Raw genomic sequence first — 18,854 nt, 5'->3', positions numbered from 1 at the left:
TGATAATTGATTTCAATAAAAAAGTTCTTCAGCAATCGCCAAAGAACTTTTTCAAAAATTATTCAATTAATATTTTGCTCTTGAAGAATATTCAGTGTGAAGCAAATGATGCGCTTTTTCTGAACCAGGAGCATCCAAATACTCATCGTAAATCTTTTTGATAGATTTATTTTCGTATGATCTTCTGATTGGTTTGTCCCTGTCTTCTTTATGAATAGCATTCATTCTCTTTTCTAATTTCGAAACATTCCCTCTAAGAAGTGGTTGTCCAGCTCCACCGATGCATCCACCAGGACATGCCATGATTTCTATAATATCGTAGTGAGCTTTTCCATCTCTGATGCTTTCCAAAAGCCTTCTAGCATTTGCGAGTCCACTTGCAACAGCAACTTTAACTTCTTTTCCTAAAATTTCTATTCTGGATTCTTTGATGCCTCTCATTTCTTTAAGTTCTTCGAACTCTAATTGTTCAAGATCTTCACCAGTTAACATATTGTAAGCAGTTCTTACAGCAGCTTCTAATACACCACCACTTGATCCGAAAATCACACCAGCTCCTGATGATTCTCCCAATGGATCGTCAAATTCAGAATCTTCTAAGCTTGGAAAATCTAATGAGTATTCCTTAATCATGTGTGCCAATTCTCTCGTACTGATTACATAATCTACATCAGAAATATCTTCAGTCAAACCAAGTTCTGGTCTTGCTGATTCGTATTTTTTAGCAACACATGGCATCACAGAAACTACAACGATATTTCTTGGATCAACGCCTATTTTTTCTGCAAAATAAGTCTTGGCAACTGAACCGAACATTTCGTGTGGAGATTTACAAGTAGATGGAATGTTCAACATATCTGGGAAATTGTGTTCAATGAATTTAACCCAGCTTGGACAACAACTTGTAAGTATTGGTAAGTTTTCTTGTTTTTTGAATCTATCTACAAATTCGTAAGCTTCTTCCATAGTTGTCAAATCAGCTGCAAAATCTGTGTCGAAAACATAATCAAATCCTATTTTTCTAAGAGCAGTTACCATTTTGCCTGTAACGACACTTCCAACTTCCATTCCAAATTCTTCTCCCAAAGCAACTCTAACTGCTGGAGCCGTCTGAACCAAAACAACTTTTTCTTCGTCATTCAATGCTTTATAAACTTTTCTTACATTGTTTACTTCTGTCAACGCACCAGTTGGACACACTGACAAACATTGTCCGCAAAATACGCAGTTAGTGTCAATCATTGGCTTATGATATTGTGTTCCTACAACTGTTTCAAAACCTCTATCAATTGAAGTTAATGTACCAACTGATTGCACATTAGTACACATAGTTTCGCATCTTTTACACAAAATACATTTGTTCGGGTCTCTAATAATTGAAAAAGAACTTGTGTCAGGCTCGAATATTTTTCTCTCACCTTTAAATCTTATGTCTTTTATATTTGCCAACACTGCCAAATCTTGTAATTCACAGTTACCATTTCTCTCGCAAACCAAACAATCTGTTGGGTGATTTGACAAAAGAAGTTCTATATTAGTTCTTCTTGTTCTGATAACTCTTGGAGTATCAGTTCTGATTTCCATTTTATCTTTAACTAAAGTATTGCACGCTGGAACTAATTTATGATTGTGAGCTAATTCCACCATACAAACTCTGCAGTTCGCTTCTGAATTTACAAATCCCAATGAATGCATATCCAAATGACATAAAGTAGGAATGTGTATATTTATTTTTTCGCAAGCTTGAAGTATCGTAGTGCCTTCTTTTACTTGTACATCTACATCATTAATTTTAATATTTAACATATTCCCCTCCTACATTTTTACAATTGCATGAACAGGACATGCGCTACGACAATTATCGCATTTAATACAAACATCTGTGTCGATTTCGTGCATTTCTCTTTTTTCTCCAGAAATAGCATTAACCGGACATTGTTTTTTACAAATTCCACAGCCAACACATTTTTCTGTAATTGTATATTGCAATAAATCTTTACATACTGATGCGCGACATTTTTTATCGACAATGTGTTCTTTGTATTCATCCCTGAAATATTTCATAGAACTAATAACAGGAGTTGTCGCAGTTTTTCCCAAACCACACAAGCTTGAATCCGTAATTACAGCACACAAATCGTCAAGCAAATCCAAATCTTCTAATTCGCCTTGACCAGATGTGATTCTTTCAAGAATTTCAAGCACTCTTTTGTTACCAATTCTACATGGAGTACATTTTCCGCATGATTCATCAACAGTAAATTTCATGAAGAATTTTGCAATGTCGACCATACAGTCAGTTTCATCCATTACAACCATTCCTCCTGAACCCATGATTGAACCAATTCTTGCAAGAGAAATAAAATCAACTTTTGTATCGAAAAGTTCTTCTGGAATACAACCACCAGATGGTCCACCAGTTTGAACAGCTTTTACTTTTCTGTTATCAGGAATTCCTCCACCAATATCAAAAACTATTTCATTGATTGTCATGCCCATTGGAACTTCTACAAGTCCAGCATTATTTACCTTACCAACCAATGCGAAAACTTTTGTTCCTGGAGAATCTTCCGTACCGATTGATTTGAACCAGTCAGCTCCGTTATTAATTATCGCAGCAATATTTGCAAATGTTTCAACGTTGTTAAGTACAGTTGGTTTTCTGAACAAACCTTTTTCAGTAGTTCTGAAAACTTTCGCTTGAGGCATACCTCTTTTACCTTCAATTGATTGAATTAGTGCAGTACCTTCACCACACACAAATGCTCCAGCTCCCAATCTAATTTTCAAATCAAAACTAAAATCAGAGCCTAATATGTTATCTCCTAAAAGATTGTATTTTTTTGCATCATCAATTGCTTTTTTCAAAGCAGCTACCGCTTTTGGATATTCTGCTCTTATGTAAACATAACCCTTATCTGCGCCGATTGCTTTCGCACAGATAGCCATAGCTTCAATTACGCTGTGAGGGTCTCCTTCTAGAATCGATCTGTCCATGTACGCACCTGGATCGCCTTCGTCTGCGTTACAGATTACATATTTTTGATCAGATTCTACACGCATTGCACCTTCCCATTTTCTTCCTGTTGGGAAACCTGCTCCACCTCTACCTCTCAAATTAGAATCTTTTACTATGTCGATTATTTCTTGATTACTAAGTTCAAAAATGGATTTTTCTAAAGCTTTATATCCACCCATCACTATGTATTCTTCTATACTTTCAGGATTAATTATCCCGTAGTTTTTTAAAGCGATTCTAGTTTGTTTTTGGAAAAAATCACCTTTTTTAGTTATTTTTTCGCCATCAACTACAAAATTATCATCATTTTTAATTCTATCGTAAAATTTCGAAGAATTTTCTTTTATAATTTGATCAATTACATTAGTCTTTTCCATTACGACTCCTTAACATTTGATAAAATTTCAGCTACATCTTCAAGCTTAACATTTTTATACACTGTATCGTTGACAGTAACCACAGGCGCTGATGCACAATCTCCCACGCATCTCGTCTCAACTAAAGAAAAAATCAAATCATCTGTAGTATCGCCTACTTCTATTCCCAATCTCTTGGAAAATTCATCCAACAAATTTTCAGCACCTTTTACATAACATGCAGTTCCCATACACACAGAAATCGCGTACTTTCCTTTTGGTTTCAAGGTAAATCTTGAGTAAAAAGTGATTACACCGTAAATACTAGCTGGTGTAATATCAAATTCTTCTGAAATTTTATCCACAACTTCTTGTGGAATATAACCGTACTTATCTTGAACTTTATGCAAAACTTCAATCAAATCGGTCTTGTCTTTCCCCTTTAGAAAACAACTTATATCAAATTTGTTTTCGCAACAATTACACATATTTCCCCCTTATTTTTATTGTTAACTTCATCATAGCAAAGTATGCAAATGTTGTCAATCAAAAATTTTTTTAATTATTAAATTGATACTGCATAAATAAAATTTGACAATTTCTTGCGTTAATAATATTATAATATTGAAAATTTTTGCTAGATATTTTTATTAATAATTGGAGAGATACAAGGCTTGGAGCTATTAGAAAAATTAAAAAACAATGACAAATTAACAATACAAGAGTTTGAATATTTGATAAAAAATAGAAATAATTTTTACGATGATTTTGCAAATGAAGCTTTAAAAATAAGAAAACATTATTACAAAACCGACGTTTATTTCAGAGCGTTGGTGGAGATAAGTTCATTCTGCAAAAATGATTGCTTTTATTGTGGACTCAGACATTCTAACAAGAACGCTCATCGCTACAGATTATCCAAAGAAGAAATACTACAGTCAGTAGACGGATCTTACCAGAGAGGCTTCAGGACATTCGTGCTTCAAGGTGGAGAAGATTCTGAAATAACCGATGAGTTTTTGATAGATTTAATTAAAGAAATCAAATCAAAATATTCTGATGCTGCTGTGACGCTTTCATTAGGAGAGAGAGATTTTTCTTCCTACGAAAAATTAAAAAACGCTGGAGCTGATAGATATTTGCTTCGTCACGAAACAAATGATGAAAATCACTATTCGAAGCTTCATCCCAAATCGATGAGTCTTGATCACAGAAAAGACTGCCTAAAAAATTTAAAAAGTCTTCACTTTCAAACTGGATGTGGAATGATGGTAGGGTCTCCTTTTCAAACTGATTTAACATTGGCAAAGGACTTGTATTTCATTCAAGAACTTCAACCGGAAATGGTTGGAATTGGTCCATTTATTCCCGCTGACAACACTCCTTTTGAAAATTATGAGCACGGTGATTTGGATTTGACATATTTTCTTTTGGCAATGATAAGATTAATTGACCTTAAGGCTCTTATTCCAATCACAACAGCACTATCAACATTAGACAAGGACTCAATTAAAAAAGGTTTGAGTGTTGGAGGAAATGTTCTGATGCCTAATGTTTCTCCTGTTGAAAATAGGAAAAATTATTCGATTTACAACGATAAAAAAGATTTCGAAATTCAAATATCTGGCAATTTTGAAAAATTAAAAGAAAAAATAGAAGAACTTGGGTTTAACCCAAATATGAGTATAGGAAATTATGGTGAATAAAATGTACGATAAAAAAAGCGATAAAGCTGTTGAATTTATATCTAATGAAGAAATTTTGAGATGCTTGGACGAATCCAAAAAACAAAAACCATTGGAATTTTACATGGACATTGTCGAAAAAGCAAAAAAAGAAAAAGGATTAACTCACGAAGAGGTTGCATATTTAATTAATTGCAACAAAGATGAAGTATGGGATGAGATTTTCAAATTAGCAAACAAAATCAAAAACGATTATTATGGAAACAGAATTGTTCTTTTTGCGCCATTATACTTATCAAACTACTGCATAAACGGCTGTACATATTGTCCTTATCACGCTAAGAACAAAACTATTCCAAGAAAAAAACTTACACAAGAAGAAATAAAAAAAGAAACAATCGCACTCATGGATATGGGACACAAAAGACTTGCTCTTGAAATGGGAGAAGACGACAGGATAAATACGATGGAATATTTATTAGAAAGCATCAAGACTATTTATTCTATCAAACACGAAAACGGATCAATTAGACGTGTCAATGTAAACATTGCAGCTACTACTGTTGAAAACTACAGAAAATTAAAAGAAGCTGGAATTGGAACTTACATTTTATTTCAAGAAACATACAACAAAGAAAACTACGAAATTTTACACCCAACTGGACCAAAACACAACTACGATTATCACACTGAAGCGATGGATCGTGCAATGGAAGGTGGAATTGACGATGTTGGTGTTGGTGTGTTGTTTGGCTTGGAAACATACGATTACGAACTCGTTGGGCTAATGATGCACAAGGAACATTTGGAAGAAAAGTTTGGCTTTGGCCCTCACACAATTAGCGTGCCTAGAATTTGTCCTGCTGATGATATCGACACGAACGATTTTGAAAACGCATTATCAGATGATATTTTCATAAAAATAGTTTCGTTATTGCGAATTGCGGTTCCTTACACTGGAATAATCGTCTCTACAAGAGAATCACAAAAAAGCAGAGAAAAAGCTTTGAAAGTCGGTGTCAGCCAAATTTCTGGTGGATCTCGTACATCTGTCGGTGGATATTGTGTAGAAGAAGATGAAACTTCTCAATTTGATACATCTGACAAGAGAAGCTTGGATGAAGTTGTAAATTGGCTGTTGGATATGGGACACATTCCAAGTTTTTGTACAGCTTGTTACAGAGAAGGAAGAACTGGCGACCGATTCATGTCACTTTGTAAATCAAAACAAATCCTCAATGTCTGCGGTCCAAATGCACTACTAACATTGAAGGAATACTTGATGGATTATGCCAGTGATGAAACGAAGAAAAAAGGTGAAGAAATAATCCAAAAAGAATTAGCAAATATTCCAAATGAAAAAGTCCGAGAAAAAACTAAAGAATATTTACAGGAAATAGAAAATGGCAACAGAGATTTCAGATTCTAACGCTCACAAATCGATGAAAAACAGAATCGTAATCGTCGGCGATACCAACGTTGGTAAGTCAACTTTAATCAATAAAATTTGCAAACAAAATGTTTCGATTACATCCAACATCAAAGGAACTACCACAGATACTGTTAAGCAAACTATAGAAATTGACGGTGTTGGCGCGTGCACAATTGTGGATACGGCAGGACTTGATGACGATACATCTCTTGGAGAAGACAGAAAATCAAAAACTCTCAATGAAATCAAGTCCGCTGATTTGATAATTTATGTAACAGACGATATGAACAAAACTCAAATTGATTTTGAAACCGATACAAACGTCAAAATAATAAAAGTATTCAACAACAAATCGTCTGCAATGATTAAACCAAAGAACTCTGAAATTTTATCTGTAAATGCACTAACTGAAAAAAATGTCGACTTATTATTAAAAAAGATTTCAGAAAATTTAATTCCAAAATCATCATCAATAACAGATGGATTGGTGAATAATCACGACAAAATTCTTTTAGTAATGCCTCAAGACAAAAGCAGTCCAACAGGAAGATTAATCCTTCCCCAATCTCAAATAATGAAAGAGCTTTTGGACAAGGAATGCTTGGTTTTAAGCACAGGACTAGAAACTTTAGAGCAATCACTACAAATGATGAAAAAACCAGACCTTGTAATCACAGATTCAAAAGTTTTCAAAGAAGTAGACAAAATTTTGGACAAAAATATAAAACTAACATCATTTTCAATACTTTTCGCAAAAAACAAAGGCGACCTCAATTATTTTATCCAATCAGTATCAGTGCTTGATAATTTGACAGATGATGTGAAAATATTGATAACAGAAGCTTGTACTCACTCACCAAAAGAAGAAGACATCGGAAGAGTCAAAATTCCATCTTTAATTCGTAAAATCAATCCAAATGTTACAATTGATTTCACAAGAGGAGATGATTTCTTCAACGTAGCTTGCAAATACGATTTGATAATTCATTGTGGTGGCTGTATGCAAAACAAAATGTACATGCAAAGCAAAACGAATTTCGCAAAATCGCACAACATACCAATGACCAATTATGGAATTGTTCTTGCGAAAATCAATAAAATATTAGACAGAATCACATATTAAAAACGAGCTGAATTAAATCAGCTCGTTTCTTATTTTACTTGCATTGTTTTGTTGCAATATTTTTGTACTTTTTTATCATGACTTATAATGAACACGATTTTATTGTCGATATCTTTAATAAAATTCGAGAAGAAATCTTCCTGTGATTCTGAATCCAAGTTGCTAGTTATTTCATCAAAAATATAAACATCTGCATCTCTCATAAGACTTCTAACGATGGATACTCTTTGTTTTTCTCCTCCCGATAAGTTTTCTCCATTTGCCAAAATTTCTGAATCCAAGTTTTTATTCTTCAACACAGGCTTCAAAACATCCATAGACAATATTTTTTCATCGATAGATTTGTCTTTTACTGCATCCACCAAAATATTTTCCCTCAAACTTGCAGGAATGATAAGTGGATTTTGTGGAACGTATGCGACCTTTTCTCTTAATTCATCCAAAGATAATGAATTAACTTCCTTTTCGTTGATAGATATTCCCTCAACATCTCTGATATTCAACAGCGAACGTAGAAGTGTACTTTTACCTGCACCGCTTTTTGCGTCTATGTATACAATGTCTGAAGGATAAAATTCTTCATTAATTTCAAATTTGAACTCAGTGTCCAATATTTTCACAACAGGATTTTCAAACTTCACTTTGCTAATAGTATTTTCAACAGCAATTCCGTCTTTCTTTTCTAAATTATCTAAAATATTTTCCTTATAAAATCCAGAATCCACCTTCAAATTCGTTAAGTCGATATTTACTCCATTTAATGAATACAATGAGTCGAAGAATACATTGATTACCAAAGTAAACACCACAATTGAGTATAACTTAGCATTTCCAATGGTAACATTGTAACTTATCCATATCAACAAAGCATTTTGCACAAGCTCGTTAAACATTCTAATACTACTACTTGCTGCACCTGCGAATTGATTAACGCTTTTGTGTGCTTCAAAAATTTCCACGATTTTCTTGTTGATAAGATTATCAAAACCATCAAACTTGGAGTATTGTTTCAAAAAATCTGGATTGCTGTAAATATTGTTAAAATCTTGGTAGTTTTTGGAAGTAATTGCAGATAGTGATACGCATTTTTCAGATAATTTCTTATTGATTAATTTAAATCCGAAAAATGTAAATGGTATTATCGCTAATAAAATCAAACCATAATAAATATTTTGAATTGAAACAAAAATCAAAGCTCCAATAATTATCAAAATAGAACTAACCATTGTATTTACATCATCAATCAAAAAACTGTAAATAGAATTAGTCAACTTAGAAATCTTCGTAATCAGTGAAATGTTTCCCAAATTTATCATAGTGTCGTATTTCACATGAAATAAATCTTTCATAAAATTATCCAAGTTTTCTGAATTCACATTCACCGCTACTTTTTCTTTTAACAATATCAGCCCTATTTGAATAAAATAATTTAACACCATTATCCCAAACAATAAGTACAAATCACTTTTTTGAATGTTTGTTATATCTCTGAAAATTTTATTACTTAAAAATGGTACGGACAGTATCGCCACAACCATAATTAAACTCATAATCAAAGATACTGCCATAAACTTGATGTTCTTCTTAAGAATTACTTTTATCATAATGCCCTATCTCCTTCAATTTTATAATTCTTACCCAAAGCTACAATCAATTCTATTGATTAGAAAACGCTTTACTATTATTATACTCTTCAAAAAAAAATAAACAATAGTTATAAGCTTCTCGTTATATTTTCGGCATAATTTTACCTAAAATTCATCAAAATTTAAAAAGATTAACTTAAATCTCATAAAATGATATAATTAGAATAATATTAGGAGGAAATATGAAATTTATTAGCACTAGAGATAATTCAATAACTATCGATTCTCAAGAAGTAATCTTCAATTGTATAAATGATGATATTTACGTTCCTTTGAATTTAGATAATTTGTACGATATTGATGTGCTTAGAGATATGACATATAACGAACTTGCTATATATATTTTGAAGCATTTTTTAACTGACATCGACGAAGATTCAATATCAAGCATTGTAAATAACGCTTACGATGGAGATGAGCCTAATGTTTTTTTGAGAAAAACGAATGATAGATGCTACGTTGAACTTTTCAACAACAAAAGTCTGTCTTATAGGGACTTGTCATTGAGTATTATCTCTAAATTTATAGATATTAATTTAAATAATAATGAAGATGTGAAAAACTTATACCTGTTCACAGCTTCCACTGATATTTCTGTGTCCACGATTGAGAATTTTAAAAAGATGAACACAAAAGTTTTCGTGTTTTATCCAAATAATATCTCAGATATCGAAAAATCAAAATTATTATCCACGCTTTCCGATAATGTCTGTGCAATTGGCGTAGATGGTGATTTTTATGAATGTAAAAAATTGGTGGATAGTTTGATAAATGATTCTGATATCAAAAATTTGATTGCACAAAAAGAATCGGTTATTTCTACGTGCAATTCTTTGAATATAATCAGAGTTCTCACTCAAGTTATTTATTATTTTTACAGTTATGTGACAATGGTAAAATACGGAGAGATAGAAGCTGGAAAAAGAATCAACGTAAGTATTCCTACGGAAAATTTCGGCAATATAATGGCTTGTTTCTATGCAAAAAGAATGGGACTTCCTATTAATAAAATAATTTGTGCAACAAAAAGTCCATTGTCTTTCAAAAAATTCTTGGATACGGGAGAATTTGTCTATGACGAAGTTTTCGGTGAAGAATCCACTTCATTTGAAAGATTGGTCTTGGCGAATATCGAAAGATTGCTTCATCATTTGATAAATAATCAAGATAGAATAAGAGAGATTTACACCGATTTTAGAGAAAAAAATAAATTCACTTTATATCCTGAAGAACTACAAAAATTGAGTTGTATTGAAACTTACAGCATGACAAGTGATGAAGTCAGTCAGAAAATTTTGAGATTATTCTTGGAATGTCAGTATCCATTATCCCCTCAAACTGCGATGGCTTCTCTTGCCTACGACAAATATGTCATCGATTCTTATGACTACACTCCTTCAATAATTATGGCTACAACATCACCATATTCTTCTACGGAAAATGTGTTGAAATCATTCGGGTACAATGAAAATTTGGATATAAATATGGCTTTGGAAAAGTTAAACTCTTTTATAAAATCGCCTATTCCCGATAATTTACAAAACATCAAAAAAATTGACACTACGATTTTTGATTCAACTGAAATCAAAGATATAGTTTACAAAAAAATACAAGAAATGAATTAAGCGGCGCAAATTTCACGCTGCTTTTTGTTTTAAATAATCAAATATCGGATATATATTAAAATAAGAGAAATTTTGAAATAAAACAAGGGGGCATTATGAACAATTTTACATTTTACAATCCTGTAAGAGTACATTTTGGTAAAGGTCAAGTTACAAACCTAAAAGAAGAATTAAAAGATTACAATAAAATTTTAGTAACTTATGGTGGAGGAAGCATCAAGAAAAACGGAGTCTACGATAATGTTATGGAGAACTTAAAGGGCAAAGAAATTTTTGAACTTTCAGGAATCACTCCAAACCCTAGAACTGACAAAGTTTATGAAGGAATTAAAATCTGTAAAGAAAATGACATTGATTTTATACTAGCTGTCGGTGGTGGCTCAACATTGGACTGCTCAAAAGCTATTGCAATGGGTGCAAAAACTAATGAAGATTTCTGGGATTATTTCTTCGAAGAAAAAAACAAACCAACAGACGCTATCAAACTTGGAACAGTAATTACAATGGCTGGAACTGGTAGTGAAATGGATGGTAGTTGTGTAATTTCAAATATTGAAAGAAAGAAAAAATACGGCTACGGACACAGATTATTGTATCCAGTATTTTCAATAATCGACCCAACATACACATATTCACTTCCAAAATATCAATTAATCAGCGGAACTTGCGATATGTTCAGCCACATAATGGAAGAATATTTTTCAGAACCAGATTATGAAAACACAACAGATAATATATCAGAAAGTTTGATGAAAACTGTAATCGACAGTATAAGAGTAGCTCTCAAAAATCCTGAAGATTACCAAGCTAGAAGCAATCTAATGTGGGCAAGTACCCTTGCAATCAACGGACTTACTGCCACTGGCAAAAGCTCAGATTGGTTAAGTCACAAATTGGAACACACATTATCCGCATATTTTGATGTAACTCACGGAATGGGACTTGCAGTAGTTCATCCAAATTATTTGAAATTTGTCTACAAAAATCATTTGGAAAAATTCAGAAGCTTTGCAATCAACGTGTGGAATATAGATCCAGAAGGAAAAACAGATGAAGAATTAGCGCTAGAATCAATCGAAGCACTACAAAACTTCTTCAAAGAAATCGGAGCTCCAACTACACTTCGTGAACTTGACATTCCAAAAGACAAAATCAAAGAAATGGCTGAAAACACAGCTGCATATAAAACAAGCTACTCAGATTTGTCAACATCAGACATCGAAACAATTTACAATAACGCATATTAGAACTAAAATCTGCCTTGAAATAGGCAGATTTTTTAGTGAGATAAAATTATTTCTTTATTGTAGTTTTTAATTATGTTTTTATGGTCGACAAAAATAACTATTCCTTCAATTTCATCAAAAACTTTCAGAAATTTTTCGGTTGATTCGCTATCCAAGTGATTGAGTGGTTCATCAAATATAAATATATTTGAGTTTCCTATTAACGCTCTATCCAAAGTTATTTTGTGTTTTTCCCCACCAGATATACCATTCACATCTGTTTTCATTAGTAACTTATTATCTGTGAATACAGTATCTATTTTATTCTTCCCAAGGAAAATATTCTCTTTCACAGTAGTTGGAAAAACATAAGAGTTTTGACAAAAATAATTTATGTTGATATTCTTAGCATTATTTAACTCTGTGCTATTAATACTAATATTTCCATTATAATCGGTATAAATGTTACTTAAAATTTTAATTAAAGTTGTTTTTCCAGTTCCATTTTCTCCGGATATTTTAACTTTATCTCCTTTTTTTATAATAAAATTTACAGGGTTTAAAATGTTTTTATCATTTACCGTGTAACTTAGATTTTCAGCAATAATTTCAATATGATTTGTTTTATTATCAAAATTCTTCTTTTGAGAAATATCTGAATAAAATTTTCCAACATTAACTTTTAAACTTTTTAATTGAATAAATGAATCCACAGATTTTTTAACGCAATCAAAAAATTTATTGATAATAACAGACATAGCTAAAACTTTTATTATTGAATTGATTCCTATAATTTGCTTGAAACATAGAATAATTCCAAATCCCACTACTAATATTAGAAACAATCCATCTGCTAAATTTCTTACTGCGTTTTGAGTTTTAGTGTACATTTCTCCTGTTGATATTTTATCATTCAGAAATTCATCAAATAATTCTTTGTATACCTGTATGAATTTTGTGTACAAATTATTAAATTTCAACCAATCTTTTTCAAAAGAGCAAGAAAATAATATTTTTCTTTCATTTTCTTTAAATGTATATTTGTCTCTTGTATATTCAGAAACTTCATTCTTAAAAGTAGTAAATGATACAAATCTTAAAAATCCCATAGCAACTATGAATATGAAATAATAAATTGGTAATTCTTTCAAGCTTATTATCAAAATTAAAACTATTATTAAAGCTTCTGAAATATTTTGAAATGCCCATATAAAATTCAATCTAAGCATAGTTGCTTCTTTTTCTATAATATTGTCAAATTTATAAGATTTTATATCTCTTAAAATACTTTCATCAAATTTTAAGTATTTGTCTATTAGCAAATTTTCGTGAGTAAAACTATTTTTCAGGATAATTTTATTTGATAAAATCTGAAAAATAGGTATCAAAACTACAGTAATCAAAATAGCAATGAGCAACTTATATATTGAAGATTTCATCATTTTTATATCTGAATTCAATACTGCAGATGTAAAAGTTCCCAAAACAGTCGCTATGAAAACTGCTGACACATCTTGAATTATATTGCTAATCAGGCCTAATATTGCGCCAAGCCTCATAGACTTGAATAAATCCTTATACATAATTATCACCGCTATCTAAATCTAAAGTTTTATTGCATATTTTATTTAACCTTTTATCATGACTAATTACAATCATTTCTCGTGAATCAGATCTTAAAACACCGATTAGTTTTTCCACTGATCTATCATCTAAATGATTTGTCGGTTCATCTAACAAAAGTATATTCTTATCAGATGCCAGACAAACTGCTAATGCGAATTTTTTCCTTTCTCCACCTGATAATTCACCTAAGTATTTACTCCATTCAAGCTCCTTAATCCCAAAATAATTGCAGAGTTCTTGGACTTTTTTAACGTATTCTTTTCCTTCAAGCATACCCATAATCTCTCTCATTGTAAAAGAAATACATAAATCATTTTGATTTAAATAACTTATAAGTCTTTCTGGAACATCTCTAATAACCAATTTGCTATTTGAGTGTAAAAGTCCTAAAATCAAATTGAAAATGGTTGTTTTCCCTTTGCCATTACTCCCAGAAATTAGAATTTTATCTCCTTTTTCTAATTTAAGATTTGTTCCATTTAAATTTTGACAAAAATCTAAATCTTCAATTTTTAAATCTATTAGAGAATCAGTATCCGAAATTGTTACATCATTACTATTAATATCTTTATTTAAAATATTATTTATTCTAGTTTTTGATACATTGAATTCTTGAACCTTCGAAATATATTTTATTATATTCTCAAAATTGGAATAAAACGTACTAAGTAACATAATCATAAACACCGAATCAGCAATGGAAATTTCCTGATTATAGATTGCTATACCTATAATTGCATAACTAACTATTTTTAAAATCAAATCTAACAGAGAATACATAGCATTTTCAAGTGCAAATGCAATTTCAGCCTTAGTACCAGCATTTACATTCAGTTCATCTAAATTCCTTTTATTTTTAAAATACCAATCAGTCGCATTAAAAGTTTTCAAAACATCTCTTCCTTCTGATGCTGAAATAATCCAGTTAGTAGTATCTTGTTCTATTTTTCTAGTATCCATGTAAATCTTATATAAGCTATTTTTAGTAATTATTGGCGGTATTACTTGCAAAATAGCTAATAAAACAAAAATAAAAGTCACCTTATAACTTAAAACCAAAAATGAAACAAGTACCATCGCAAAAATAAATAATGAAGAAAAAAATTCTACCAAATATTCATACCTAAAACTTGCTACGATTTCGCTATCCTTATCTACAATTTGCAAAACTTGCTCTCCTGACAATTCGAATAACAATTCTTTTCGTAAATTGTAAATATCTTTTAGTATATTATTTTTAAACTGAAATTTTAATTGATGTTTTATTAATTCTAATTTATAAGGTATCAGTTTTTCTAATAAAAATTTCACACCAAATACTAATATTATAATTAACATAGTTTTTATTGTATTTTGAAATTCTACTGTATTTAGTTTTACAAATTCGTCTGCAAAATTTGATGTAATTACAGACACTAAAAAATCAAGCACAAAAATAAATACATAAAACAAACTTGAATAAATAAAATATTTTTTCTCTTTAGTTTTCATAATCACAAATTCCTCTCTTTTTTGATTATACCACCTAATAAAATCTTGCGAAATAGAATAAATTTCAAATCTACATTGTTTTATGATATCATTTATTAATACGGAGGTAATAAATGAATAATAGAACTAAAGGTATTATAGCAATATTATTATCAGCATTTGGATTTGCTCTTATGAATTTATTCATACCACTTGCTGGAGATTTGCCAACTATACAAAAAAGTTTTTTCAGAAATTTGATTGCTTTTTTGGTGGCATTCGCGCTTTTACTAAAATCAAATAAAAAAGAAGAAGTAAAAGAACTTCACGATGTTAAATCAATCCCATGGAAAACTTTGATTTTGAGAGCAAGTTTGGGTACTGCAGGAATTTTTTGTAATTATTACGCGTTGGATCATCTTTTTATTTCTGATGCATCAGTTCTCAACAAACTAGCTCCATTTGCGACATTGATTTTGTCTTGGGTTTTCCTAAAAGAAGATTTGAGGAAAGAACACATAATTTCGATTTTGATAGCATTTGTAGGGGTTTTATTCGTCGTAAAACCTACACTACAAATCCACGAAATTCTTCCATATTTAATAGGAATCTTGGGTGGAATTTGCGCAGGTGGAGCTTACACTTGCGTTAGAAAATTGAACACTCTAGGAGTTAATAGTTCGTTTATCGTTGCGTTTTTCTCAGGATTTTCGTGTATAGTATGTATTCCTTTTATGATATTTAATTTTGTTCCAATGGGAACATCATCAATTCATGCTCTTATAGGTGTTGGACTTGCAGCCCTTATCGGACAATTTGGAATTACATTAGCTTACAAATTCGCTCCTGCTTCTGAGATTTCAGTGTTTGATTATTCGACGATAATTTTTACAGGTTTGTTCGGATTTTTATTCTTACATCAAATTCCTGATTATTTGAGTATAATTGGATATATTTTAATATTCAGTGGAGCTTTAATTAATTTCATAAACAATCGAAGAAAACAAAGAATGCTAATAAATGAAAAATCTGCACGAGTATAATCTCATGCAGATTTTTTTAAAAAATACATTTTTTTATTTTTTATCATATTAATAATTTCGCTATCATGCGTAATCAAAATCACTATTTTCCTTTTAAAATACAACTCATTTATCATATTCGCTATTTTGATTTTATTTTCTTCATCTAAAAAATTAGTAGGTTCATCTATTATATAAACACTCTTATCCGTATTTAATGCTAACTCTATTTGTGCTTTTTTCTTTTGTCCAGAAGAAAAATTTATTTTATCAGATAACAATCCAAAATTAGATATATTATAATCAGATGATATGTACACCATATCATAGTAGCTCTCTTTTAATATTCTTCCATTTATTAATATATCTCCATTGTATCTATCAGTATAATTCAAAATAGATTCTATCACAGTTGTTTTTCCTACACCATTATCTCCAGAAATTATATTTATATTTTTATTATCAAATTTCATAGAAATTTTTTCATTTAATACTTTCCCTTTATTACTCAAACATTCAAAATTCACCAATTCTATTTCTTTTATAATATCATAATTGTATCTTGTTTTTTTTACTTCCATAAAATTCAAAAAACTATTTATTGCTGGCTTTGCTGTTAAATATTGATTTCTTATGTCAAACAAATATTCTACTGGTGTCCAAAATCTAGACACATAAAGTTGTGTAGCATAAAAAGTACCTATTGTAATCATATTTCTATACACATAATATCCAGAAATCAAATACATAGAAATTATTACACCATTTAAAACAAAATAAATCATCATATTATTTACAAGAGATTCTAATTTATATTTTTTATTTAAGGTATTTTCATAATTTTCTAATAAAATTTTTATATCAAACATCTGCTTTTTTTTTAAAAGTCTTTCTGACTTTGTAATAGAATATTTATCTAGCAGATATCCCTTAATATCTCTATTATTCGTTAAATCCTTTTCCGAATAATCTGAAATCAAATAACCTAATTTATATGATATATATGCACCTACTGGGACTACAATTATCATAACTAATGCTAAGCTAATAGACAATTTTAACATTATTAAAAATATTGCTATCATAGTAATAACAGAAAATACAATACTAACAGGTATATCTACAATAAAGCCTTTTATTAATGTAAGATTATTTGTTATTTCTTGATTAATCCTATCTCTATTAATTGAATGTTCTTTTACTCTATATGTATCCAAATTTTCATTTACCTCTTTGAAAATATTAGATATTGCTGATGTTTCTACTTTTTTACTGAAAATATCAAATATATAAGATACAACCTGAGTTAATAAAAATAAGAAAACATCTATCAGTCCAAAAATCAACATATTATTAAAATTTTTATTCATTGCATTATCTATAAACTTTTTTGCAACAAGTGGAGATACTAAAAACAAAATTTTTAATAGACCATTTATCAAACAATAAATAGCAAGCCTTTTATTTGAAACATATCTTTTTAATTTCAACATTATTTATCATCTCCAATGGGTTTTCTATGTAAAAACCAAATTCATTTGACAATTCAAACAAAAAATATAATTTATTCAAATAATTTATAGATTCATAATTACAATTTATTATAAATCTTTTCATTTATTATAAAAAAAGGAAACATTTTGAACTGATTCTCAAAAATTAGATATAAAACCAACTTTAAGAATATTCGCTCATTTTTGCTTTCTCTTTTTTACAATTCAATATTTAAGCTCTTCTTGGGCATTTATCTTCTCCGCCACTGCCACCTTCTCTTAATACTGTAAACATAAATAAACCCACCTCCATTGCTAATTTAATCCTATCATATATATTATTTAATATCAAAATCATATTTACCCGCCTTGTGATTCGTAATGTTTTATTCCTCTTCTCCACATAAAATAAATTATTATGGAAAAAATCACGATGTAAATTACTTGTTCTAATATCAACAAGCTCATATTGTTTGAGTTAATTATGTTTGCAGGGATATAATAAATTCCGGCAAGTGGATTGTGTTGTATAATTTCAAATTTCCCAGAGAAAAACGCTAAGGGAACTACTTCTCCTGAAAATATTGCCAGAATATACCAGAAAATATCTCTGAGACTAAGTACAGATTTTAACCAAAATGTTAGTAATCCTAAAATGCATAATACTTGAAACATCAAACAAAATCCTAGAAACAAGGATATTATAAAATAACCAAGCGATGCAAATGAAAACTTATTGAAATACAACTGAACTGCTATCCAAAAAACTATCCCCAAAGGCATTGATATTACAACTCTTCCTATAGATATGCAAAATCTAGTAAGAGGATAATAAATTGGCTTAGTTATCAGAGTATCAATATTTCCCGAATTTATATCTTGAAATATGTAATAAGTTTCAGCCATTGTATTTGATATTGAATTTTTTACTACCAAAATCGTCATGAAATACGCAATCACATCATCAAAATTCATTCCAGCAATATCAGCTTGTTCTTTCATTATGAATTTCCACAAAAAATAATAAACAATTATTGTAATTGGTATATAAAATATGGAGGAAACAAAAGAAATAAAGTATTCTTTTGAATTTAGGTATTCTATTTTCAAAGACTGCAAGTATTTTTTCAT

15 protein-coding genes are annotated in these 18,854 nt (G+C 30.2%); 6 read left to right on the top strand and 9 right to left on the bottom strand.

Features of this window, described 5'->3' with window-relative positions; genetic code table 11:
- Positions 1-66 precede the first annotated feature (66 nt).
- From DES33_RS00310 to nuoE, 3 genes are read right to left on the bottom strand one after another with little or no spacing between them, the layout of a single operon-like run.
- The gene (locus tag DES33_RS00310; protein ID WP_110057777.1) at positions 67-1,806 is read right to left on the bottom strand and encodes an NADH-dependent [FeFe] hydrogenase, group A6; all 1,740 of its coding nucleotides are present in this window, start codon (positions 1,804-1,806) and stop codon (positions 67-69) included.
- Between the two features lie 9 nt (positions 1,807-1,815).
- Positions 1,816-3,396: an NADH-ubiquinone oxidoreductase-F iron-sulfur binding region domain-containing protein gene (locus DES33_RS00305; RefSeq protein WP_110057776.1), complete on the bottom strand. Its 1,581-nt coding sequence runs from the start codon at positions 3,394-3,396 to the stop codon at positions 1,816-1,818.
- Entirely contained in the window at positions 3,396-3,863 is a 468-nt protein-coding gene (nuoE, locus tag DES33_RS00300; protein WP_110057775.1) for an NADH-quinone oxidoreductase subunit NuoE, read from the bottom strand. Before nuoE ends, DES33_RS00305 begins: the two co-directional genes overlap by 1 nt.
- Positions 3,864-4,049: 186 nt before the next feature.
- Between nuoE and hydE the strand changes: the two genes are divergently transcribed.
- Genes hydE through hydF form a run of 3 tightly spaced genes read left to right on the top strand, consistent with a single transcriptional unit; the run spans position 4,050 to position 7,615 of the window.
- Positions 4,050-5,081 carry a [FeFe] hydrogenase H-cluster radical SAM maturase HydE gene (gene hydE / locus DES33_RS00295; protein WP_170111611.1) on the top strand — a complete coding sequence of 344 codons (1,032 nt, stop codon included), beginning with the start codon at positions 4,050-4,052 and terminating at the stop codon, positions 5,079-5,081.
- Position 5,082: 1 nt separating this feature from the next.
- Positions 5,083-6,489: a [FeFe] hydrogenase H-cluster radical SAM maturase HydG gene (hydG, locus tag DES33_RS00290; protein ID WP_110057773.1), complete on the top strand. Its 1,407-nt coding sequence runs from the start codon at positions 5,083-5,085 to the stop codon at positions 6,487-6,489.
- Positions 6,464-7,615, top strand: a complete 1,152-nt coding sequence (gene hydF, locus DES33_RS00285) for a [FeFe] hydrogenase H-cluster maturation GTPase HydF (protein WP_110057772.1) — start codon at positions 6,464-6,466, stop codon at positions 7,613-7,615. The genes hydG and hydF overlap by 26 nt, the downstream gene beginning before the upstream one ends.
- A 29-nt stretch (positions 7,616-7,644) precedes the next feature.
- Here hydF and DES33_RS00280 read toward each other — a convergent pair whose 3' ends face one another.
- Positions 7,645-9,219, bottom strand: a complete 1,575-nt coding sequence (locus DES33_RS00280; protein ID WP_110057771.1) for an ATP-binding cassette domain-containing protein — start codon at positions 9,217-9,219, stop codon at positions 7,645-7,647.
- Between the two features lie 224 nt (positions 9,220-9,443).
- Between DES33_RS00280 and DES33_RS00275 the strand changes: the two genes are divergently transcribed.
- Together DES33_RS00275 and DES33_RS00270 are read left to right on the top strand one after the other, a co-directional pair.
- Complete coding sequence (locus DES33_RS00275; RefSeq protein ID WP_110057770.1) at positions 9,444-10,886, top strand: PALP domain-containing protein; 1,443 nt, start codon at positions 9,444-9,446, stop codon at positions 10,884-10,886.
- A 95-nt stretch (positions 10,887-10,981) separates the two neighbouring features.
- Complete coding sequence (locus tag DES33_RS00270; RefSeq protein WP_110057769.1) at positions 10,982-12,133, top strand: iron-containing alcohol dehydrogenase; 1,152 nt, start codon at positions 10,982-10,984, stop codon at positions 12,131-12,133.
- 32 nt (positions 12,134-12,165) lie between these two features.
- Here the strand turns inward: DES33_RS00270 and DES33_RS00265 are convergent, their stop codons facing one another.
- Together DES33_RS00265 and DES33_RS00260 are read right to left on the bottom strand one after the other, a co-directional pair.
- Entirely contained in the window at positions 12,166-13,695 is a 1,530-nt protein-coding gene (locus tag DES33_RS00265; protein ID WP_227930629.1) for an ATP-binding cassette domain-containing protein, read from the bottom strand.
- Positions 13,688-15,229, bottom strand: coding sequence for an ATP-binding cassette domain-containing protein (locus DES33_RS00260; RefSeq protein WP_110057768.1), 1,542 nt, complete (start codon positions 15,227-15,229; stop codon positions 13,688-13,690). Before DES33_RS00260 ends, DES33_RS00265 begins: the two co-directional genes overlap by 8 nt.
- A 113-nt stretch (positions 15,230-15,342) precedes the next feature.
- Here DES33_RS00260 and DES33_RS00255 point away from each other — a divergent pair, with 113 nt between their 5' ends.
- Positions 15,343-16,251: a DMT family transporter gene (locus tag DES33_RS00255; RefSeq protein ID WP_110057767.1), complete on the top strand. Its 909-nt coding sequence runs from the start codon at positions 15,343-15,345 to the stop codon at positions 16,249-16,251.
- Positions 16,252-16,253: 2 nt separating this feature from the next.
- Here the strand turns inward: DES33_RS00255 and DES33_RS00250 are convergent, their stop codons facing one another.
- From DES33_RS00250 to DES33_RS00245, 3 genes are all read right to left on the bottom strand, one after another.
- Complete coding sequence (locus tag DES33_RS00250; protein WP_110057766.1) at positions 16,254-17,723, bottom strand: ATP-binding cassette domain-containing protein; 1,470 nt, start codon at positions 17,721-17,723, stop codon at positions 16,254-16,256.
- A 232-nt stretch (positions 17,724-17,955) separates the two neighbouring features.
- Complete coding sequence (locus tag DES33_RS09880) at positions 17,956-18,081, bottom strand: hypothetical protein (protein WP_265334482.1); 126 nt, start codon at positions 18,079-18,081, stop codon at positions 17,956-17,958.
- Positions 18,082-18,083: 2 nt separating this feature from the next.
- On the bottom strand, positions 18,084-18,854 hold the full coding sequence (locus DES33_RS00245) for an ABC transporter permease (RefSeq protein ID WP_227930628.1): 771 nt from the start codon (positions 18,852-18,854) through the stop codon (positions 18,084-18,086).

This window comes from Finegoldia magna, assembly GCF_003182075.1.
Taxonomy (GTDB): Bacteria; Bacillota; Clostridia; order Tissierellales; family Peptoniphilaceae; genus Finegoldia; species Finegoldia magna.
Note: the sequence above shows the minus strand (reverse complement) of the source record. Positions and strands in the feature narration are given on the sequence as shown.